The organism is Parapedobacter lycopersici, assembly GCF_040395035.1.
In the GTDB taxonomy this organism is placed as follows: Bacteria; Bacteroidota; Bacteroidia; order Sphingobacteriales; family Sphingobacteriaceae; genus Parapedobacter; species Parapedobacter lycopersici_A.
On record NZ_JBEBRB010000027.1, the window covers coordinates 1 to 20,717 of the forward strand.

Consider the following 20,717-nt stretch of genomic DNA (forward strand, 5'->3'; position numbering starts at 1 on the left):
AAATAGGAAACGCTACCTCCACCCGCCGATCGATATTTCGGGTCATCAGGTCGGCCGAAGAAAGGTATACTTCTTCGGCTCCACCATTACCAAAAACCCACACCCGTGCATGTTCGAGGTACCGATCCACAATACTTCTGACGGTAATTCGTTCACTAAACCCCTTAATCCCCGGCACCAGGCAGCACATGCCACGGATAATCAGCTGGATCGTCACCCCAACGTTATTTGCCTCATATAACTTTTCAATGATCCGGTCGTCCGATAGGCTGTTCATCTTCAGAATCATATAGCCCTTGCCGCCGGCCTTCGCAATTTCCACCTCCCGGTCGACAAGCTGATAAAATTTATTGCGGGTTTCCAGTGGGGATGTAATAATTGCCTTGTATGCACGATGGAACACCTTATTCTCCAACCCCTTGAATAGTCGTTTGAGGTCCTTGGTAATCATTGGATTCACCGTAAAAAGGCTGTGATCGCAATATAGCTTAGCGGTCTTCTCGTTAAAGTTACCGGTAGCCAGGTTCGCATAATAGACCATGCCCTGTTTTTCCCGGCGTGCAACCAGGCAGATTTTAGCGTGCACCTTATATTCCACAATCCCGATATTCACATTCACACCGCCTGCCTCCAGCCTGTTCCGCCAGTAAATATTGGCTTCTTCATCAAAACGCGCCTTCAGTTCAAGGAGGCAGTTCACCCGTTTTCCATTCTGTGCAGCATTAATCAATGCATTGATCACACTGGAATTTTCAGCTAACCGGTAGAGTGAAATACTGATTTCCTTGACCTTCGGATCAATTGCAGCTTCCCGCAGGAAATGAACGATATAGTCAAATGACTGATAAGGCAGGTTAACCAGGTAGTCGCGCTGTGCCATCTGGCCAAAGATGCTCCGGCTGAGGTCGAGGTTGTGGACCCGCAATGGCGGTTGTACGGCATATTCCAGCGCGTCACTTCCCACGTTAGGGAAATCAATAAAATCCTTAAAATTATGGTACCGCCCCCCGGGGATCATCGCCCCCGGATCGAGCCGCATCTGTGCTACTAAGTAATTCAAGGCATCCAGCGGAATATCACTGTCATAGAGCAACCGCATGGGACGCCCCTTGTCGCGGCGCTGGAGGCTTTGCATCAGCGCATCAACAAACCGGTCACTCATATTCACATCAATATCCAACTCCGCATCACGCGTCAACTGGATACTATAAGCCTCTACGGTGTCATACTCAAAAATAAAAAACAGGTCGTCCAGGCAATACCGGATAATATCATCAAGCAAAATGATAAATTTCAACCCTTTGTTTTCCGGCAATATCAGGAATCTTGAGATGATGGCCGTAGGGATTTCCAGCAGGGCATACTTGATTTTCTTGCGGAACGTAAGTTTTACAATAAAATAAATATGCCGGTCCTTCAGTTCGGGAAATGCGGCATGATCCTCGCGCTCCAGCATAATAGGAACCAGTGTAGGCAGCACCTGTCGCCTGAAATATTCACGCACATAAGTCCCGCGCGCCACATTGAGCTGCTGTTCATTAATGATGAATATCTTCTGCGCCTCCAGTTCCTTGATAATTTCATACTCATACAGGTAATCAAACCGACGCTCCAACCTGACTACCAGATTTTTAATCTCATTGAGAATTTTCCGGGGGTTAAATCCAAGCAGTGTTTTGGTTTTGCTATTGATATCCACCAACCGATTAAGCGTAGCTACCCGCACCCGGTAAAATTCGTCCAGATTGGAGGAAAATATAGCCAGGAAACGAAGCCGTTCAATAAGGGGAACCGTTTTATCCGCGGCTTCCTGAAGCACGCGTTCATTGAAATACAGCCAGCTGATCTCCCGGTTAATAAATGGATATTTTCGCTTCACAATGGTCAACATATGGCCGCTTACAGTAAACAGGCCAATATTAACAATACAAGATTTTTTTAATGTTAACTCGTTGTTAATTCATGATAACCAACATCCTGTATGTTATCAGCCGTAAGCGGGTGTTAATTTCTTATTAAAGCGGTCTTTAGCCATTCCAGGCCGACTGTTCCAGGATTTCCATTTGCCAAAGGATCTCTTCTTCTTTCACCGGAAAAGGCTCATCCCGGCGGATTTGGGCATAAACCGCGTTGAAAAGGTCATTATAATCGCCCTTAAGCGCTTCCCGATAGCGCAATTCACGGTCGCCATTTGGTTTAATTAGTGTAATCAACCCTTCCTTTCCGGCAGGCTCAATACCATACTCAGGGTCTTTGGGCGAAATACCGGCCTGTAACTGGTCTTCCTGCACATCGGCGCGTACTTTTTGGAAAGATCCCTTCATACCGTGCAAAACATAAGCAGGTAAGGGGTTTGCCACCAGCAGACTTGCATGTATAAACACGGTAAGCCCGTTTTGATAATTCAGTATCAAGGTAGCAAAATCAGCCACTTCGGAACCTGGGCGATGTGTGCTGGTGATCTTCAGGCTTTTCTCTGGTTTGCCAAACAGGCTAATGACCTGATCCAGCAAATGCGGTCCGAGGTCGTACAATACCCCGCTTCCGGGAATATCAGTTTCTTTAAATGTCTTCGCGCTTTTTTCCATGCGGTAGCGGTCGAACCGGACATGAAGTTCGATCAGTTCCCCCAAGGTATCGCGCTCCACCACACGCTTAAGCAGTTTAAAGTCGCTGTCCCACCTGCGGTTCTGGAATACCATTATGTGCCTGTCCATCTTTCGGGCCAGTGCAAACAATTCCTTTGCTTCCGCGCTGTTGGTGGCAAAAGGTTTTTCAACCAATATATGTTTCCCAGCATTCAATGCCTGTGTAGCATGCGCTACATGCAGGTTATTCGGCGTATTGACGATGACCAGTTCAATCGCTTCGTCACGCAGTAGCTCCTCTACCGAATCATAGCTGATAATACCCGGATAACGATGCTGCGCGTGTTTCTCATGGCGTTCTACCACGGCTCGCAAATCGAAGCGCGTCTTCTGGTGGATAAAAGGCGCATGGAATACCCTTCCGGACATTCCATACGACAGGATACCTGTAACGATGCTTTTCTTTTTGGCCATGGGATTCCTGTTTATCAGTGATGCGCCCCGTGATCGGCTTTACCTCCCGCCAGGGCATATAATTCCTGGACAGCCGGAAGCTTCGCTGCTGCAAAGTTGCGCAGCTGCTTGTTGGTATTCCGGCTGGCCCGGTTAAACTGTTCCAATATCATCGCCTGCTGATGTTGTACATGGGCAATATAATCCTGTTCCGTAACTGTACCGACTGTAGACAGGCTGTCTGCCGTTGAATCTGCGGGAACACTTTCCACTAACGCTCCCGGATCCGGCAAAATAACATACTCCACCGTGGCAATCTCCACAAGCTCAGGTAAAATGGACTGATAGGTTTCGACTACCTGGCTTGCCAGTTTCTTTACTTCCGGCGAAGTAGCCGATGCTCCGATCCGGTTGGCGAGGTCCACTTCATATGCTGCTGCCTCATGCACAGACTTAAAAAAGCTAAAGCCCTCGGTATCCACACCTGTTTTATTATTAAACAATGTAGCCCGGCCCATCGGCTCTCCTGAATGCCGTACACAAGAACCTAACGTAAATACTGCACATGCAGCAATGAGGGAAATCTTATCCAATTTCATAGTACTATTTTTATTTTTTGACAGGCAAACTTAGCTAAAATGCGCTTCTTATCAAACAAGTTCCTTGATCGATCAACCAAGGGTTATGCCAGGTTCCGTCCGGCGTTGACCACACCATATATGGTACGCGTTACCAATTTAGCATACACTTCGTTGTCTGGCTCTTCCTGCAACTGCCTGATGGCGTAATGCTGGATAATAAGCAGCGGCAGTACGATTTTCTCGCGCATGGCAATGGACTCACGTTCTACCGGATAGTTTTCCATCAACGTGGTGCTTTGGCTGAGCTTCAGCACATAAGCCTTCGTCCGGTCAAACTCGTCACACATTTTCTGCCAGAAAGCCCCAAATTCCTTATCTTTCTGAATATAAGATGTCAAATCAAAATTGGATTTGGACATCGACATCATGCAATTGTCAATCATTGTTTTAAACATCCCCGAAGTTTCATACAGCTCCACCACCTCATTCCAACGGCCATCTTTATCCGCCTGCTGCAGGGCCATGCCCACCCCATAAAAACCAGGAATGTTTTGCTTCAGCTGGCTCCATGAGGTAACAAAACTGATGGCACGGAGATCCTCCAAACGCAGTTCGCGATCGGCATTCCGCTTCACAGGGCGGCTGCTGATGTTGATCTGCGAGAGAAACTTGAGCGGGCTGAACCGTTCGAGGTATTTGAGAAAGAGCGGATCATGCCGCAACTCCAGGAATTTTTCATGACTGATGTTAGCCATGTAGTCGATCAGCTTCTTTTTCTCTACGCTTAGCGTATCGCCGTCTTTCTGGCCAATGTGCGAATTAAGTCCGGCATAAAGCAGCTGCTCAATATTGTAATGGGCCGTGTCCAACGAACCGTACTGGCTACTGATGGTCTGTCCCTGGATGGTCAGCTGGATGTGGTCATTGACCACTTCTTTTCCCATGGCTGCATAGAACCGCTGGGTTTTTCCTCCGCCGCGGGCTGGGGGTCCTCCCCTTCCATCAAAAAATACCAGGTCCACATCATATTGACGCGCGATGGCGGTAAGTTCTATTTTGGCTTTATAGATAGACCAATTGGCCATGAGGTAACCGCCGTCCTTGGTACTGTCGGAGAAACCCAGCATAATCGTTTGCCGGTTACCCCGGCGCTTCAGGTGTGCCGCGTACTGTTTATGGGTATACAGTGATTTCATCACATCTGCTGCCCGCTCGAGGTCGTCCACAGTCTCGAAAAGTGGCACAAAGTCCATGTGCAGCGAGTCCCGTTTCCAATCGCTCCAAAGGAACAGCTCCATCAGCTCAAGGATATCGGATGCCTGCTGGCAATTGCTGATGATAAACCGCTGCGCTGCACGCTCCCCACCCGATAGCTGGATTTCCTTAATCAGACGGATCACGTCAAGTGTATCGGCCACCAGCGGCGAAGCCGTCGCATCGTGCCGCATATCCAGTTCCTGGAACTTCAAAGCCGCTTGTTTGCTTGCCTCATCCTGCTGTTCGAAATCGGCACTTATGCCGGTCAGGTCCGGGTATTTTTCGCGCAGGTACCGGTGCGTCTGCCGTAGGATGCTGCTGTCCTGCCGAAGGTCCAGTGTGGCAAAAAAGCAACCGAATGTCTTTACTTTCCGCGCCATATCGTCAACCAGTTCCACAAACAGTCCATCGTGGTATTCCACAAGCACCCGTTTTATTTCACGCAGGTTTTGAAGAATATGACTTTTTTCATTCATCGGGGTCTGGGGCGGATTAAAGCTGTTTTCATACAACAGGTCGTACAGCTTATCCATGTATTTTTCCACACCCCGGAAGGTCAGGCGTCTTTTCAGTACCCGGAAATCGCGGTAGTAACAGCGGAAGAGGACCGTACGAAGCAGCATCGCGACCTGCCGGGTACTTTCCACGGTAACGTTAGGATTACCATCGCGATCACCGCCCGGCCAGAAACCAAGTTCCACCACCGGATTGATATCTTCAGCGGATATATCAAACTCATCGTCGATTTTCGACTGGATGGCCGATGCCACCGGGTAAAACACGTTCTCGAGAAACCAAGCCAAGCTGATCGCTTCATCCACCGGTGTTGGTTTACGCTTATTCATAAACGGTGTTTTTCCCAGTTGCTGCAGCAGCAGGTGGGCATTATGAATGTCGTTCTGTTTGAGGGCTTCTGTTAAGTCCGTAATGATGGACAGTACGGGCCCCGGATAGAACTGTGTCGGATGCGCCGTCAGGACTAACCGAAGCGAAAAGTTCTGGAGTTTATCGATAAGCTTTTTCCGGAGTGCCTTATTGTTTTCCGTCAATTTAAATACGGAGTCCAGCATGCCCGCCTCGTCCGAACGGCCGGTTTTTTTAAACGCCGAATCTTCCACCGCATCAAAAAGCACGACCTGGCGTTCAATATACTGGATAATCCGGAACAACAGGTCTATCCGGTCGGATTCGCCGATATACTGTTTATATTCGTTAAAGAAGCTCTCGATAATGGTTTCCGGATCCAGCTTGTTTGCCACCCCCCGTTCACAATGCGTAGTGAAGAATGGCAGGAGCGTTCCCGTATGCTTCACCTGATAAAACGGCAATGTCATAAATAGACTATTGAACAGCTCAAACCGGGTGAGTACTTCGTTTTCAAAGACTGCTTGCTTTTTACTTAACTTCATGCCATATAAAATGAGGAACTAAATATAACGAATGTTGATATCTTCGGGTTAGCATCATTGGACAATTCCGCTAACCAAACCGCCAAATATAAAAATAGTTTGTTAAAAAATGGACAAAACGTTACTACAATAGCAATAATTACAGGAATGTGTTGAAAAAAATCCAATATAGTGATGCTGTTTTCCGACGAAAAAAGTCCCTGTTATCTGCTGTGAAAAAACAAACGCGGAAACAGATGGTCGCTGCCCGCCTAAAAAATAAGACAGCGCCCGAAAGCGCTTGTCTTAAACGTGTTAAAGGTTATACTATGCAATTTGACCGGGTGCACCAAATCGACCGCCCGACGTGCCGGAGCGGGAGTCAGCGCTACCTGTCCTTCGAAAACGCAGTGGTTGGACGCGCTTAAAATGCAACCCCGATGGCCAGCCCCATACGGGCACCCGCCCAGGGTCCCCTCAGCAACAACCGGCCGCCGTTTGCGTCGACGGAAGCAGTGGTTTCAACCATCGGGATCTCCAGTTCGTTCAATGCCTCGCGTAACCCCTCCTGCTCCTGCGGACTCAGCGTAGCAGTTCCCTTCAAGTCGCCTTTTGCACCTCCGTACGCCGCACCCAATATCCACCAGTCGAGGTAAACTCGTTGCGCAATACGCCACTGCGCACCAAAAAGTATCCCCCCCGTAAAACTGTTGACCCGTCCCGTGAGCGGGATATTTCGGGTTTCAGATATCGTGCCGGATTCACCCGTTAGACTCACCTCATATTCAAATTCTGCGAAATCCAGGCCATAAGTACTGTAACGGAAATACGGGGCAAGATAGAATCCCCGCGGCCCATCGTGCCTGCCGAAATATAAACGCGGTTCCAGTGTAATGGCCGTGCCGCCAACCCGTACGTGCTTCAGGTCATCAAAAGTTTCCGCATCATCAATAATGGATTCAAAGCTGCCGAGCATTGGAAAACTACCCCGGGGAACCGTAGCCAGGCCCAGCCCAACGGATATTTTCCGCGCGACCAGCCGCTCATATTGAAATGAAAAACTACGCAGGGGGAGTGCCAGCAGATTGATTTTGGCAACGTTCATATCATAATCGCCTGCAACCTGTCCGGACTGCAGTGCGGGATCCGGAACGGCGCGCAGCTGGTATTCCTGTGCGTAGCCATACGAAATAAGGCTGGTTAATAACAGAAAAAGAAAAGTCTTTAAGCAGTTCATTACATCCATAGTAGGTGATTCATTGTATCCACAACGCGTCTTGATCAAAAAAGAAACAGTATTTATTGATTGTTGTTTTAGTCACCGCATTAGGCTGATAAAAAAACGGACAGCACAAAATCCGGCTATCCGTTCTATCTTTCGATTTAGGCATGATCTTTTTGCACCGTCACAGCAGCTATTCCACTGGGCAGTCCGAGTCGGTTAGTTAACTGCCAAACGGCTCTGCATATCGGGAATAACGCTTTCGTACGTCCTCAACACGCGGTCCCACCGACGAAAAGATTCATCCGAATTAACACTGGTTCCCGGAGGCGCGATTTCAGAAACCAGTTTCGCCTTGTATTCCAACGGATTGGAACTGGTTGTCCTGATAATCAGTCGGGTACGAACGACACCAGAGTTAAACGCCTTGGCAGACCATGCCGTCGCCATATACCCTGTTGCCTTATCCATTATGGCGATGACATCAAATGAGCCCGTGACGATGCGGTTCAATAACAGCCAGGATTCATCGGTGTTTCTCGATGGCTTAATGTCGATATCCTGGTTCGCCAGGTTGGTGACAAAGGAATTTTCATATGCCTCGTCTTTCGTAAGCTGAATGAAATCCGTTTTCGGAATCACGTTAATGCCGTTGTTGTCGTAGTTACGGATCTCGGTAACGAACCCCACCTTCTCGACACGTACGTTTACAGCAGCCCGTTTATCAATCTTAATTTTGGCGGGCGAGGTCACCTGATTGCCGTCGATGAATAAATTCGCACCGCTTTCCGTGCTGATGGTAATGGTTCGCTTTTTCGGCTTCTGAGCCTGAGCAGGAGCGGCAAATAGCGCAAAGGACATAACGAATGCCGCCATCATGATTGGTAGATGTTTAATTTTCATAGTAACCGTTTGTTTTTTAAATGATAAAATGAGTTAACGATCCATCGCGATTTCACGTCTTACTGTTGATTGATCACACAAAACTACGGATACCGAAAAACAACATATATACCCAAAAGTAAGTATTTTCCATACTGTCGAAGCCCAACAGACAGGCCCTTCATAAACGGCGTTGAGCGCTACTATCACAATCTTTTTACATATCTTTGTACATACCGCCGATCTGCCGATAGGGGTACCGTTTCAGCATGCTTTCAGGCACAGAAAAATGAAAAAGGCACAGGATATCCAGAATTTCTTTTATAGCCAGTACTTTGCCGACGGGATGCGCATCACCTTCGGCACGGTAACGCCTGCGCTTATTTTCTCGCTATTGGGCGACCTGCAGATCGGGATCACCATTTCACTCGGTGCCCTCGCCGTTGGACTTGTCGACACGCCGGGACCGCCAAGTCATCGCCGCAACGGCATGTTTGCGTGTACAGCCGTTGTGTTTGCCGCTGCACTCATCACGCTGCTGGTAAACAGTCAGCCCTTTTTGCTTGGCTTGACGATCGTTGGCTTGGGCTTCCTTTTTTCCATGTTCGCTGTATATGGTGCGCGGGCCTCTTCTGTGGGTACGATGGGCATCATGATCATTATCCTCAATACCGGAGCCGGTGATGTGGCATCCGACGCCATATCCCATCTGGCCTACCTGCTGATCGGCTGCGTTTGGTACATGCTGCTCAGCCTCTCGCTCCACCAGGTGCGTCCCTATCGTCAGGCCCAGCAAGAGCTGGCCGAATCCATCCACAATGTGGCAGACTACATCCGGATCAAGGCCCGGTTCTATGATCCCTCGACAGACACTGATAAAAACTACCGCACCCTCATCGAACAGCAGATCGTTGTGAGCGAACATCAGGACAACGTACGCGACCAGCTTTTCCGGAGCAAGCGGATTATACGTGACACCACTAAAATTGGCCGGCTGCTGATCCTGATTTTTACGGATATCATCGACCTGTTTGAGCAGAGTATGGCAACCCACTACGACTACGATTCCATACGGGATCAGTTTGGCAAAACCGGCATGCTCCAGCATTTCAAACGGACGATCCTGCGGATCAGCAACGAGCTCGACCGATTGGCATACCAGATCAATGCCAACAAACGACCCAAACCACTGTATGATTTCAAACAGGAACTGGAACAGTTGCACATGGCGATTGATCATACCGAGCAGACCTACGGCGTAAATACGCTGCCGCTAAAAAAGATCCTGATTAATGTACGCAACCTGATCCAGCGGATAACCAATATTTATGGTTACTTCGATGCGAAGCAAACCAATACGTTTCGACGGGAAGAAGCTGATTTAAAGCGATTTGTTGAACACAAGGAAATTGATCTCAAACAATTCCGGGAAAACCTCACATTGAAATCGACGCAGTTCCGCCATGCGGTCCGCATGGCCACTGTACTGGGCATGGGTTACCTGATCTCCTTTATGCTTGATATTGGCACACACAGCTACTGGATTCTACTCACCATCATGGTGATCCTAAAACCAGGTTTCAGTCTCACCAAACAACGGAACTTCCAGCGGTTGGTTGGTACAGTCATCGGCGGTATCGCTGGGGCATTGATCCTTCTGCTGGTCAAAGATGAAACGTCCCTTTTCATCCTGCTGCTGTTCCTGATGGTGGCCACTTATAGCCTGATCCGGATCAACTACATCGTGAGCGTCATGTTCATGACACCTTATATTCTCATCCTATTCAGTTTTCTCGATATGAATACGCTGTCGGTACTCCGTGAGCGGATAATCGATACCTTCATCGGATCGGGACTGGCTTTTGTTTCCAGCTACATCATCCTGCCCAGCTGGGAGAGCGCACAGGTCCAGGGTGCGATGCGAAAACTGCTGATCGCTAATTATCAGTATATCGCCCAGGCATTGAAAATCATTGCAGGCCAAACGCTCAGTGTTACGGATTATAAATTGGCCCGTAAAGAGGTGTACATCACCACAGCCAACATGGGGTCGGCGTTCCAGCGAATGATCACTGAGCCCAAATACAAGCAGCAGAATACAAAGGAGATGAACAAGTTTGTTGTATTTAACCACATTCTTTCCTCTTACTCGGTCACCCTGCTCAACAATGTGCAGGAGGCCGATAATTCCGCGTTGACCGGAGAGCATATTAAGACGATCCGCAAAACGTTGTATACCCTGGCCCAGTCAATCCACCTATTCGAACCGGATGATGCCGCTGATGATTTCCATGAAACTGAAGTGGAAACACCTGCTGATATCGATGCAAACAATATCGATTCGGAAGAACTTAGGCTAATTACCGAACAGCTCCAGTTCCTAAACCGCATCGCAGTTGATCTGCATAAAACCTGTGACCGGTTGGCGGAACAGCAAAAAAGCCGATACCCCGCCTGATGCAACATTCCGCCTGTGATTTTTGTTTTCGCGCGATTGTCGCGTATCTTTGCCCTGCATGGAAATAGCTACCGATCGTTTTGACGTACTCATTGTTGGTGGCGGGCCTATTGGACTGGCCTGTGGTATCGAGGCACAGGCGGCTGGCCTTTCGTACATCATCATTGAAAAGGGGTGTCTGGTGAACTCGCTCTTTAATTACCCACAGACCATGACATTCTTCTCCACTTCGGAACGGCTGGAAATCGGGGATGTACCTTTTGCTTCCATTAATTCAAAGCCCCGGCGCGCCGAAGCACTGGAATACTACCGCCGGGTACAGCAGAAATTCAGTTTGAATATCCGGCTCTTTGAAGAGGTGGGAACAGTGGAAAAGCAGGACTCCGGATTTAAGGTAACCACATCCAAGGCGGTTTACCGGGCCGGACACGTGATTGTGGCTACTGGATTTTATGACATTCCGTGCATGCTGGATATTCCGGGCGAATCTTTGCCGAAAGTTGCCCATTATTATCATGACCCTCACTATTATGCCGGCCAGCGGGTCGTGGTGGTCGGTGCCAGTAATTCATCGGTGGATGCCGCCCTGGAAACCTATCGCAAGGGTGCGGAAGTGACGCTGGTAGTGCGGGATAGTGGTATTGGAAAACGAGTCAAATACTGGGTTAGGCCAGACATCGAAAACCGGATTGCCAATGGCGAGATAACAGCATTGTTTAATAGCCGGCTTACCGAAATCCGGGCCACCTCGGTGGACGTACTTACGCCTACCGGGCCAATCACCTTGGGTAACGACTTTGTGCTGGCGCTAACGGGCTACCAACCCAATTTCAGCTTTTTGGAACGTATTGGCATCGATCTTGCAAAAGATGCTTCAAGAGTACCCTACCACAATCCCGAAACGATGGAAACAAATGTCTCTGGCCTCTACCTTGCGGGGGTCGTCTGCGGCGGCATGAATACCCACCTGTGGTTTATTGAGAACTCCCGCATCCATGCCAGCCAGATCGTCCGGCACATCATCAGCGGCAGCTAACAGCCGTTACGCACGAAGTCCCTTAAGCAGTATGATGGCCATCTTTTTCTGCAGAGCCAGAATACGGTCGAATTCCTCCTTCGTCGGAAACAGCAATCCCTTAATGTCACTCAGTACGCTGAACCGCATACCAACCAGCGCATACAGGATAATCTCAGCTGTTTCAGCCACATCATCCACCTGTAGCTGTCCATTCGCATTGCCTTTACGCAATATTGCACTGATGAGCTCTATTTCTTCATCCTTGGCTTCACCCATTACACAGGCCATCTCATCCGGCATCTGCTGAACCGCCGACATGGAATATTCCAGCAGGGTATAGTATTTGGTGATAAACGCAATCCGCTTATCCAGCATGTACATCATCGCTTCCTCACAGTCGTTGATGGCATTTAAGCCCTCTTCAATTTCCTGGAATGTCTTTCGCATGACGTGTTCCAGTACCGCGGCGTACAGGCTGTTCTTATCCGGAAAGTAGTAATACAACAATGCCTTGGAAAACGAAAGGTCTTTCGCAATCTCCGCCATCGTCGTTTTGGTCAGTCCAAAATGAGCAAATCTACGGGTAGCCGCCTCCAGGATCAATGTGCGTTTTTTATCTGCATTAATCATATCATCAAAATCCAATTATTTGCTCTCAGGTCAATCGCGTATCTTTGGAAACCAAAGCTAACTGAGCTAAAGTTAAACATACTTTTGAATAATTGAAAATATCCGTCAATATATGAGGCTTTTGATCCAGGAAAACTTCCCGTTAAAATCTTATAACACGTTCGGTGTTGACGCCACGGCGCGTTATTTTGTCGAAATTAACGATGAAACGGAACTAAAGCAGCTATATACACAGCACGAAGACCTGCTGCGTCTGCCCGTGCTGATTCTGGGCGGTGGGAGTAATATCCTGTTTACACAGGATGTTGACGGGCTGGTCATCCACATGGCCATCCAAGGCATTGACCACCGCGTCAATGGAACATCCGTAGAGGTTACGGCGGGTGGTGGCATAACCTGGAACGACCTGGTCTGGTATTGTGTGGACCGCGGATTCGGCGGTATTGAAAACCTGGTGCTGATCCCAGGAACGGCTGGCGCAGCGCCGGTTCAGAATATCGGGGCCTACGGTGCCGAACTCAGCGCGGTCTTCCGCCAATGCCGCGCATTTGATACACAAACTGGGGAAATGACAACCTTCTCCCAAGAGGAATGTGGATTTTCTTATCGCGACAGCCGCTTCAAAAGAGAGAAGGGAAGGTATATCATCACCCAACTGTCGCTGAACCTGTCGCTCACCCCCGTGCTGAATACCGGCTATGGAGCGGTCCGTTCGGCACTGGAGAGCCGGGGAATCCATCAGCCTACTTTATCAGACGTTGCCGAGGCGATTTCCAGCATACGGACCGAAAAACTGCCTGATCCGGCTACAATAGGCAATGCAGGCAGTTTTTTCAAGAACCCGGTTATCACTGTACAGCATTTTGGTCAGTTACAAGCGGCATTCCCCCACCTGGACTTCGTGTATTTTCCGGCAAATAATGGCCATGTTAAAATAGCCGGCGGGTGGCTGATTGAACAATGTGGCTGGAAAGGGAAACAAGTCGGTGATGCAGGCACCTGGAAAAACCAGGCATTGGTATTGGTGAACCACAAAAATGCCTCAGGATTAGACATATACAATCTATCTGCACAGATTATCGACGATGTAAAAGAGACCTTTGGAATTCGATTGGAACGGGAAGTAAATGTGGTATAGCATTTTCAAAACCTTATTAATATCTTAGCATTAATTTACCAACATCATTTCTTTTTAGCACGATACTTGCAATACGAAAGGCGACACTAGATAAACCGAAGCAAAACGTCACGTTTTCTTCAAGTAAGCGAAAGACCGCTTATTTGTACATAAAAAAAATGTTTAACCCGGAGGTCCAGCGTAAGCTGGAATCCATTAAACCGTAAAGAAATGACGAAATTTGAGTTTAACACCTTAGTGGTTCAGCACACCGATTCCCTTAAAGGTTATGCCCTGCATTTCACGCACGACAACGAAGACGCGAATGACCTGGTACAGGACACGGTACTGAAGGCGGTAACCTATTACGGCAAGTTTAAAGATGGAACCAACCTCAAAGGCTGGCTGTATACCATCATGAAAAACACGTTCATCAACCACTACAGGCGTTTTGTAAAGACGAATGCGCTGGTTTCCAAGTCAGATGAAATTTCCCACGCAAGCCTTTTGCATAGTGCTACGCGGAACGGCGGGGAAAATAAATTTATCATGGAGGATATTTCGGGGGCGATGACGCAGCTATCGGATGAATATTACGTACCATTCAGCATGTATTTCGAGGGATATAAATACCACGAAATTTCCAAGCACCTGGATATACCGATCGGGACGGTTAAAACACGTATACATGTAGCCAGAAAGGCGATGAAAAAAGCATTGGCACCCTATAAATACGACCGAAACTGATGCCCGCTGCTTCCCAGGAAACCACATGCATGCCGGACCCGCCGCTACCTACCTATTCACGGTCGCAACTGGCGCTGCGAAACGGACAGGACCGCCCCGAAATATGGGTGGCCTACCGCGCGTATATTTACGACGTTTCAAGCAGCCGCCTTTGGCTAAGGGGCATGCATTATGAGCATTGGGCCGGACAGGACTTAACTGCCGAACTGGCGGATGCCCCGCATACTGACCGGGTATTCGCTGCGTTTGCGGTGGTGGGAAAACTGGTATAACCGGAGCGTCAGTCTATTCAGATATCAAACCTGCTCAGCGCAGTAAAGCGCGCAATCCGCTGATTAATATCTTCCTGGGTCAGTTCCCGCAGGCGCTCGGTTCCAAACTTTTCCACACAGAACGAAGCCAGCGCCGAGCCCAATATTACCGCATTCCGCATATTATTGAAATTGATCGTACCTACCTTAGCCAGGTAGCCTATGAACCCGCCCGCAAAAGCATCACCCGCGCCGGTTGGGTCATAAACATCAGCCAGCGGCAATGCCGGGGCGGAAAAAATCTGACCATCGCCGAATAACAGCGCACCATGCTCTCCCTTTTTAATGATCAGGTATTTCGGTCCCAGTTTCAGAATGTGTTCCGCTGCCTTGACCAAGGAATATTCACCTGAAAGCTGACGGGCTTCTGCATCATTAATCGTCAGCACGTCCACCTGTTTCAACACCTGCAACAGGTCATCCCAAGCCGTATCCATCCAGAAATTCATGGTGTCCAGCACCACCAGCTTCGGTTTTTTGCGTAGCCGGCTCAGGGTCGTTGCCTGCACCTGGGGAGTAAGGTTTCCGAGTAAAAGATAATTGCAGTCCTGATAGGACTCCGGAACAACCGGATCAAAATCAGCCAATACATTAAGTTCCGTAACCAACGTATCCCGGTTATTCATGTCGTTATGGTATTTGCCGGACCAAAAAAAACTCTTTTCGCCTTTCTTGATCTGGACACCATCGAGCTGGATATCCCTTGATTTAAAAATGCCGAGGTTTTCATCGCCAAAGTCTTCCCCAACAACACCGATCAGCTTCACGGGGTTATACAGGTATGCCGCAGCCAGGCCGGCGAACGTCGCCGCTCCGCCTACAATTTTATCTGTCTTGCCGAAAGGGGTTTCTATTGCATCGAAAGCGATGGTACCGATGATTACTAAACTCATAATAATGGTCTGTCAAATTGTTTTATGCATTTTTTAAACTGGGCCTAAAGGTATGCCTTTTTTGAGAAATAATCCAACGGACGCATGTGAGCTGCCGCGATTTCCGTAATGGGCCGGTTATCCGGTTCAGTTGCTCCGGAATATTCCCGGCGTCAGACCTGTCTGTTTTTTAAAGAAATTGCTGAAGTGGGCAGGCTCTTCAAATCCAAGGCTGTAGCTTACCTCCGCAATATTCCAGTCGGTGTGCTTCAGCAGCGCCTTGGCTTCGCTGACCAGGCGGTCTGTGATGTGATGTGTGGTTGTTCTTCCTGTGCTGTGTTTTACCGCCCGGTTCAGGTGATTTACATGCACATTCAGCTCCGCCGCAAAATCCTTTGCCGAACGGAGTGTCAGGTGCTGTTCAATGCTCTCAATTGGAAATTGCCGCTCAAGCAATTCAATAAACACGGCAGTGATCCGCGTGTTTGCGTCAATATAGCCATGCTGGCTTTCTGCCGGTTGCATTTTCAACGCATAATGCATGATCTCCATCACGTAGTTGCGCATCAGGTCATACTTGAACCGATAGTCGGATTGCATGTTATCAAGCATCTTTTCAAATATGGCCCCAATTTCCTGCGCCACCGCTTCATCCAGTGTATACGCCGGTTTTCCTCCCGGCGCATACATGGGGAAGTCCCGCAGGTTGCCCCGCAGGTATTCGTTGAAAAATGAAGCCTTAAAAATACAGAAATACCCATCGCCGCGCTCCCCTATCGCCTCAAAGGTGTAGGGTACCTGCGGGTTAAAAAAAAGCAGTGTGGTACCCTGCACCTCAAAACTCTTATCGGCATAGTGAATGGCGTAATGTCCGTGCAGAAACGATATTTTATAGTAATCTTTACGGCTGTATCGGATCGGCTTTTTATGTGTAGCGCAATTCATCGGGAACACATTAAACTGCCCGAGATCCGGTTTAACGCCTGTGGCGGTTATATTGAATTTATTGCGGTAAAAATCCTCGAACGTTTCGATGTCCATGCCGACGGGGGTTAGGCCATAAAGTTACAATTTTCTGTCGCTTCCCTGGCGGTCCAGCATCCAGCCCGGATATTCCGGCGTCAGTCTGCTCACCTCGTCCAGTGCCTTCAACTCATCATCCGTCAGCGCTACGGTTGTGGAACGCATGTTATCGTGCAGCTGCGACTGCTTGTTTGCTCCAATAATTACCGAAGTGACCACTGGCTGATGCAGCAGCCACGCCAGTGCGATCTGTGCGACACTGACCTCCTTTTCGGTCGCCAGCCGTCGCATTACATCAATGATGTCGAAGGCCCGGTCTTTGTTGACGGGCGGGAAATCAAAGCTGAGCCGGCGCCCTTCAGTTGTTTCGGAATGACGATTGTATTTGCCGCTGAGAAACCCGCCCGCCAGCGGGCTCCACACCATCAGGCCTACTTTTTGGTCGAGCAGCAAGGGCACAATTTCACGTTCCAATTCACGGCCAGCCAGTGTGTAATAGGCCTGCAACGAAATGAATTTTGATAGGCCGTTAAGCGCCGATAAGCCCAGGGCCTTCATCAATTGCCAGGCGGCGAGATTACTGCAACCGATGTAACGCACCTTGCCGCTTTGCACCAGGTTATCCAATGCATACAGGGTTTCTTCCAAAGGTACCAGGGGGTCAAAGCCGTGGATCTGGTACAGGTCAATGTAATCGGTATCCAGGCGCGTCAGGCTTTCCTCGGCCTGCTGGAGGATGTGGCGGCGGCTCAGGCCGATGTTATTCGGTCCCTCACCCATGCGGCCACGTACTTTCGTTGCCACCACCAGCTCGTGCCGCTTAATACCCAGGTTCCGTATAGCCGCGCCCGTCATCTGTTCACTCAGCCCTTCGCTGTAAACGTTTGCCGTATCGATAAAATTAATACCACCGTCTACCGCTGACTTCACCAGTTGGTCGACCTCATCCTGCGGCAGGGTACCGATGGAAGTCCACATGCCCTTGCCACCGAAAGTCATGGTGCCCAGGCACAATTCAGATACCGCTAAACCGGTATCACCAAGCATTTTTAATCGCATATGATCGTGATTTAAAAGATAAATTCGCTGGATACATTAGCACCCCTTGGGGGTTTTCATGAAATCCAAACAAAAGTAGCGTGTTATCCATGCAGTGCGATTGCGGAGTGCAAACAGATCATTGCAAAATTCAAACAAATTTCCTTGAAGCTAAAAATGGTCCCTTCGTATTATTACCTGATTTTATTCATTTTGAGCAGGCTGGCGTTAAATGCGACCACAATGGTACTTGCACTTATCAAAACAACGGTTTATTTATTCCGGGCGGATTTGAGACTAATTCTTCAAAAGAAATCTCCCATCCGTTGCAATTCGCATTATTTTTGTTCTAGGCGATGGCACTGCCATGCAGTTGTCACAACCCCTGTTAATTTTACATCATCACGAATACAAATAAAACACTATGGAAACAATTTTGCGCGGGTTAACAACCGTAAGCTTTTACGCATCGGATCTTGAAGAAGCAAAAAAATGGTACACTGATTTCCTGAACATGGAGCCGTATTTTAATGTTCCCGGATATATTGAGTTTCGCATCGGCGACTATCAGCATGAGCTTGGCATTATTGACAGCAAGTATGCCCCTGGCGGCGCTGCGGAACGGCCAGGCGGGGCTATTGTGTACTGGCATGTGGATAACGTACCCGCCACACTTGACAAACTCCTGTCATCGGGGGCCGTCCTGCATCAACCCCTTATCGACCGCAGCGGAGGGAAAGGCGATTTTGTAACGGCTTCGGTGGTTGATCCTTTCGGGAATATTTTAGGAATCATGACCAATAAACACTATTTGGAAATCTTAAACACGCAAAAATAACCTCCGATGCAAACGGCAACAGAAAGACAAACGATATATATAAATACACGGGCAGAATGGCGGCAATGGCTGGAAGTCTATCATCAGTCAGCGCAGTCGGTATGGCTGGTCTGCAATACCCGGAAATCAAACTTACCCACCGTCAGCTGGAGTGAAATGGTGGATGAGGCGCTTTGTTTCGGCTGGATTGACAGTACGCGGAAAACGATTGACGAATGTTCCTTTATGCAGCTGTTCAGTAAACGTAAACCCCGCAGTACCTGGTCGAAAATCAACAAAGAGAAAATTCAGCGATTAATAGACGGCAATCTGATGACAGCAGCAGGCTATGAAACCATCCGGATTGCAAAAGAAAATGGTTCATGGGCCATCTTAGACAGCGTGGAGGAGTTGGTAATTCCCGATGACCTGGATGAAGCATTCAGCAATCACGGCGGTGCAGAGGCGTATTTTCTAAGTCTGAGCAGATCGTTAAAAAAAATGCTGCTGCAATGGATTGTATTGGCTAAACGACCGGAAACCCGAAAGAAACGGATTGATGAGATCGCAGAACTGGCGGCGCAACAAAATATACCGAAGCAATTCCGTCGGACCGGTGCGGGCTAAGAACGGAGCGGATCATCGGTATTCGTCCCTAATTTTTACGCGTAATACGTTCTTTTTAACCACAAACTTGCCTTGACCAACAGAATCAGTACCGGAACTTCCACGAGTGGACCAATGACACCTACAAACGCTTGAGGTGAATGAATGCCGAACACTGCAATCGATATGGCTATTGCCAATTCAAAATTATTTCCAGCGGCTGTAAAAGCGATGGATGCATTCTTATCGTATGAAACACGCAAGGATTTATTAATAAAAAAGCTCATGAAAAACATCAGCACAAAATAAATAACGAGCGGTATTGCTACTTTTATGACATCCATCGGCAACTCCAGTATTTTGTCGCCCTTTAGGCTGAACATCAGCACAATGGTAAACAGCAAAGCGTATAATGTGATAGGCGATACGCTGCGAATGAATTGCTGGTTATACCATTTTATACCTTTTGATCTGATTAAGAAGTAACGGCTTAGAAAACCGGCGAAGAACGGAATACCCAGGTATATCAAAACGCTTTCGATTACATCTTTCATCGATACGTTTACATCGAAATTAGCCAGCCCTAATTTATTGGGCAACACATTGATAAATAGCCATACCAGGAAGCTGTAACTGAAAATCTGAAAGATGCTGTTCAATGCGACCAATAACGCGGCATATTCACGGTTCCCTTTTGCCAAATCATTCCATACAATGACCATCGCAATGCACCTCGCCAAACCAATCAGTATCAGGCCCGCCATGTAATCGGGTTCGTCTCTTAAAAACACAACCGCCAGTGCAAACATGAGTACAGTCCCGACCACCCAATTGAGAAACAAAGAAATACCAATTACCTTTCTGTCCTTGAAAGCAGTGGATAAGGAGGAATAATCTACTTTAGCCAATGGAGGGTACATCATCAGTATCAGTCCGATTGCAAGAGGAATATTTGTTGTACCTACAGACAGGCTATCGAAAGCATCGGATATACCGGGAAATAAATAGCCCAGGGCTATGCCTGTCGCCATCGCAAGAAATATCCATAAGGTAAGATAACGATCAAGAAATTTCAGTTTTGGCTGCATCAGTTACCCCTTAATCATTGAAAAAACGTAACACATTTCCGCCGCTATTTGCAAACTCCTTTCGGCATATACCATTGCCTGCTCCGGCGTACCGTCTGAAATCTTAGGATCCTCAAATATGATGGGTATTCGTTTCTCCGCACCGGCGACGAATGGGCATCCGCTGTCAGCCTGTGAACAGGTCATTACAGCCGCAAATGCCGATGCAGGATTGAAAGGACTATCGTATTTTTTGGAAAATCCGATGATGGGTAAGGCGTTATCACTGTATTTTATTGCATATATTGGGTTATCAACGTTTGCGACGCTGAAAATATGGAACCCCTGATGGATTAATGTTTCTACCACTTTTGGGAACAGTTCCGTTTCTTCCGTGCCGCCTGAATAACAATATACCTTCGGAATATTGGCGCGCATACTTGCTACCTGCGCCCATACCTGCGCTAAATGGCTTCTGCGTGAGTTATGCGTACAGATGAAATTAAGGTTTATATCCTGCCTGCTGTTCGCTTTTAGTTGTATAAAATCGATTAACGGCTGTAAGATGGCCTTGCGTTCTTCATTTATGGGCTGGCCGTTAATTATTACCTTTATAGTTTCAGCTAAACTCCTATACATCAC

Annotated in this window: 19 protein-coding genes; 7 read left to right on the forward strand and 12 right to left on the reverse strand. The window is 48.2% G+C overall.

Translation table 11 applies throughout. The features are described 5' to 3' along the window. The 6 genes from ppk1 to ABWO75_RS07610 all read right to left on the reverse strand — a co-directional run. Positions 1 to 1,891 (reverse strand): polyphosphate kinase 1 (gene ppk1, locus ABWO75_RS07585; protein WP_353184181.1); only part of this gene is annotated, 1,891 nt, incomplete at its 3' end. Between the two features lie 136 nt (positions 1,892 to 2,027). Beyond that, positions 2,028 to 3,062: a Gfo/Idh/MocA family oxidoreductase gene (locus tag ABWO75_RS07590; protein WP_353184183.1), complete on the reverse strand. Its 1,035-nt coding sequence runs from the start codon at positions 3,060 to 3,062 to the stop codon at positions 2,028 to 2,030. A 14-nt stretch (positions 3,063 to 3,076) separates the two neighbouring features. Then, positions 3,077 to 3,640, reverse strand: coding sequence for a DUF4142 domain-containing protein (locus ABWO75_RS07595; RefSeq protein ID WP_353184185.1), 564 nt, complete (start codon positions 3,638 to 3,640; stop codon positions 3,077 to 3,079). An 83-nt stretch (positions 3,641 to 3,723) separates the two neighbouring features. Then, entirely contained in the window at positions 3,724 to 6,288 is a 2,565-nt protein-coding gene (locus ABWO75_RS07600) for a phosphoenolpyruvate carboxylase (RefSeq protein WP_353184187.1), read from the reverse strand. A 403-nt stretch (positions 6,289 to 6,691) separates the two neighbouring features. Beyond that, positions 6,692 to 7,504: a DUF3575 domain-containing protein gene (locus ABWO75_RS07605; RefSeq protein WP_353184189.1), complete on the reverse strand. Its 813-nt coding sequence runs from the start codon at positions 7,502 to 7,504 to the stop codon at positions 6,692 to 6,694. 204 nt (positions 7,505 to 7,708) lie between these two features. Then, entirely contained in the window at positions 7,709 to 8,392 is a 684-nt protein-coding gene (locus tag ABWO75_RS07610; protein WP_353184191.1) for a hypothetical protein, read from the reverse strand. Between the two features lie 268 nt (positions 8,393 to 8,660). Here ABWO75_RS07610 and ABWO75_RS07615 point away from each other — a divergent pair, with 268 nt between their 5' ends. Both ABWO75_RS07615 and ABWO75_RS07620 read left to right on the forward strand, forming a co-directional pair. Further along, entirely contained in the window at positions 8,661 to 10,829 is a 2,169-nt protein-coding gene (locus ABWO75_RS07615) for an FUSC family protein (RefSeq protein WP_353184193.1), read from the forward strand. Between the two features lie 58 nt (positions 10,830 to 10,887). Then, on the forward strand, positions 10,888 to 11,865 hold the full coding sequence (locus ABWO75_RS07620; protein WP_353184195.1) for a YpdA family putative bacillithiol disulfide reductase: 978 nt from the start codon (positions 10,888 to 10,890) through the stop codon (positions 11,863 to 11,865). A 6-nt stretch (positions 11,866 to 11,871) separates the two neighbouring features. On the opposite strand, the gene ABWO75_RS07625 is transcribed toward ABWO75_RS07620, so the two are convergent. Then, complete coding sequence (locus tag ABWO75_RS07625) at positions 11,872 to 12,477, reverse strand: TetR/AcrR family transcriptional regulator (protein WP_353184197.1); 606 nt, start codon at positions 12,475 to 12,477, stop codon at positions 11,872 to 11,874. A gap of 112 nt (positions 12,478 to 12,589) precedes the next feature. On the opposite strand from ABWO75_RS07625, the gene murB reads away from it, so the two are divergent. From murB to ABWO75_RS07640, 3 genes are all read left to right on the forward strand, one after another. Next, complete coding sequence (murB, locus tag ABWO75_RS07630) at positions 12,590 to 13,615, forward strand: UDP-N-acetylmuramate dehydrogenase (protein ID WP_353184199.1); 1,026 nt, start codon at positions 12,590 to 12,592, stop codon at positions 13,613 to 13,615. A gap of 210 nt (positions 13,616 to 13,825) precedes the next feature. Next, the gene (locus ABWO75_RS07635) at positions 13,826 to 14,341 is read left to right on the forward strand and encodes an RNA polymerase sigma factor (protein WP_353184201.1); all 516 of its coding nucleotides are present in this window, start codon (positions 13,826 to 13,828) and stop codon (positions 14,339 to 14,341) included. A 29-nt stretch (positions 14,342 to 14,370) separates the two neighbouring features. After that, entirely contained in the window at positions 14,371 to 14,613 is a 243-nt protein-coding gene (locus tag ABWO75_RS07640) for a cytochrome b5 domain-containing protein (protein WP_502922397.1), read from the forward strand. A gap of 17 nt (positions 14,614 to 14,630) precedes the next feature. On the opposite strand, the gene ABWO75_RS07645 is transcribed toward ABWO75_RS07640, so the two are convergent. From ABWO75_RS07645 to ABWO75_RS07655, 3 genes are all read right to left on the reverse strand, one after another. After that, positions 14,631 to 15,545: a PfkB family carbohydrate kinase gene (locus ABWO75_RS07645; RefSeq protein ID WP_353184205.1), complete on the reverse strand. Its 915-nt coding sequence runs from the start codon at positions 15,543 to 15,545 to the stop codon at positions 14,631 to 14,633. A 126-nt stretch (positions 15,546 to 15,671) separates the two neighbouring features. Beyond that, the gene (locus ABWO75_RS07650; protein WP_353184207.1) at positions 15,672 to 16,565 is read right to left on the reverse strand and encodes a helix-turn-helix domain-containing protein; all 894 of its coding nucleotides are present in this window, start codon (positions 16,563 to 16,565) and stop codon (positions 15,672 to 15,674) included. A gap of 24 nt (positions 16,566 to 16,589) precedes the next feature. Next, on the reverse strand, positions 16,590 to 17,606 hold the full coding sequence (locus ABWO75_RS07655; protein WP_353184209.1) for an aldo/keto reductase: 1,017 nt from the start codon (positions 17,604 to 17,606) through the stop codon (positions 16,590 to 16,592). Between the two features lie 403 nt (positions 17,607 to 18,009). On the opposite strand from ABWO75_RS07655, the gene ABWO75_RS07660 reads away from it, so the two are divergent. Together ABWO75_RS07660 and ABWO75_RS07665 are read left to right on the forward strand one after the other, a co-directional pair. Continuing rightward, positions 18,010 to 18,423 carry a VOC family protein gene (locus ABWO75_RS07660; protein WP_353184211.1) on the forward strand — a complete coding sequence of 138 codons (414 nt, stop codon included), beginning with the start codon at positions 18,010 to 18,012 and terminating at the stop codon, positions 18,421 to 18,423. A gap of 6 nt (positions 18,424 to 18,429) precedes the next feature. Continuing rightward, entirely contained in the window at positions 18,430 to 19,029 is a 600-nt protein-coding gene (locus tag ABWO75_RS07665; protein WP_353184213.1) for a YdeI/OmpD-associated family protein, read from the forward strand. A gap of 35 nt (positions 19,030 to 19,064) precedes the next feature. On the opposite strand, the gene arsB is transcribed toward ABWO75_RS07665, so the two are convergent. Both arsB and ABWO75_RS07675 read right to left on the reverse strand, forming a co-directional pair. Continuing rightward, entirely contained in the window at positions 19,065 to 20,096 is a 1,032-nt protein-coding gene (gene arsB / locus ABWO75_RS07670) for an ACR3 family arsenite efflux transporter (RefSeq protein WP_353184215.1), read from the reverse strand. Positions 20,097 to 20,099: 3 nt separating this feature from the next. Continuing rightward, the gene (locus tag ABWO75_RS07675) at positions 20,100 to 20,714 is read right to left on the reverse strand and encodes an arsenate-mycothiol transferase ArsC (RefSeq protein WP_353184217.1); all 615 of its coding nucleotides are present in this window, start codon (positions 20,712 to 20,714) and stop codon (positions 20,100 to 20,102) included. Positions 20,715 to 20,717 lie beyond the last annotated feature (3 nt).

Bases quoted from the DNA above. Each gene is read 5' to 3' on its own strand.
- ABWO75_RS07655 (WP_353184209.1), bottom strand. From the start codon at position 17,606: ATGCGATTAAAAATGCTTGGTGATACCGGTTTAGCGGTATCTGAATTG.
- ABWO75_RS07590 (WP_353184183.1), bottom strand. From the start codon at position 3,062: ATGGCCAAAAAGAAAAGCATCGTTACAGGTATCCTGTCGTATGGAATG.
- ABWO75_RS07635 (WP_353184201.1), top strand. From the start codon at position 13,826: ATGACGAAATTTGAGTTTAACACCTTAGTGGTTCAGCACACCGATTCC.
- ABWO75_RS07650 (WP_353184207.1), bottom strand. From the start codon at position 16,565: ATGGACATCGAAACGTTCGAGGATTTTTACCGCAATAAATTCAATATA.
- ABWO75_RS07675 (WP_353184217.1), bottom strand. From the start codon at position 20,714: ATGTATAGGAGTTTAGCTGAAACTATAAAGGTAATAATTAACGGCCAG.
- ABWO75_RS07640 (WP_502922397.1), top strand. From the start codon at position 14,371: ATGCCGGACCCGCCGCTACCTACCTATTCACGGTCGCAACTGGCGCTG.
- ABWO75_RS07610 (WP_353184191.1), bottom strand. From the start codon at position 8,392: ATGAAAATTAAACATCTACCAATCATGATGGCGGCATTCGTTATGTCC.
- ABWO75_RS07605 (WP_353184189.1), bottom strand. From the start codon at position 7,504: ATGAACTGCTTAAAGACTTTTCTTTTTCTGTTATTAACCAGCCTTATT.
- ABWO75_RS07615 (WP_353184193.1), top strand. From the start codon at position 8,661: ATGAAAAAGGCACAGGATATCCAGAATTTCTTTTATAGCCAGTACTTT.
- ABWO75_RS07645 (WP_353184205.1), bottom strand. From the start codon at position 15,545: ATGAGTTTAGTAATCATCGGTACCATCGCTTTCGATGCAATAGAAACC.
- ABWO75_RS07620 (WP_353184195.1), top strand. From the start codon at position 10,888: ATGGAAATAGCTACCGATCGTTTTGACGTACTCATTGTTGGTGGCGGG.
- ABWO75_RS07625 (WP_353184197.1), bottom strand. From the start codon at position 12,477: ATGATTAATGCAGATAAAAAACGCACATTGATCCTGGAGGCGGCTACC.
- ABWO75_RS07665 (WP_353184213.1), top strand. From the start codon at position 18,430: ATGCAAACGGCAACAGAAAGACAAACGATATATATAAATACACGGGCA.
- ABWO75_RS07600 (WP_353184187.1), bottom strand. From the start codon at position 6,288: ATGAAGTTAAGTAAAAAGCAAGCAGTCTTTGAAAACGAAGTACTCACC.
- murB (WP_353184199.1), top strand. From the start codon at position 12,590: ATGAGGCTTTTGATCCAGGAAAACTTCCCGTTAAAATCTTATAACACG.
- ABWO75_RS07595 (WP_353184185.1), bottom strand. From the start codon at position 3,640: ATGAAATTGGATAAGATTTCCCTCATTGCTGCATGTGCAGTATTTACG.
- ABWO75_RS07660 (WP_353184211.1), top strand. From the start codon at position 18,010: ATGGAAACAATTTTGCGCGGGTTAACAACCGTAAGCTTTTACGCATCG.
- arsB (WP_353184215.1), bottom strand. From the start codon at position 20,096: ATGCAGCCAAAACTGAAATTTCTTGATCGTTATCTTACCTTATGGATA.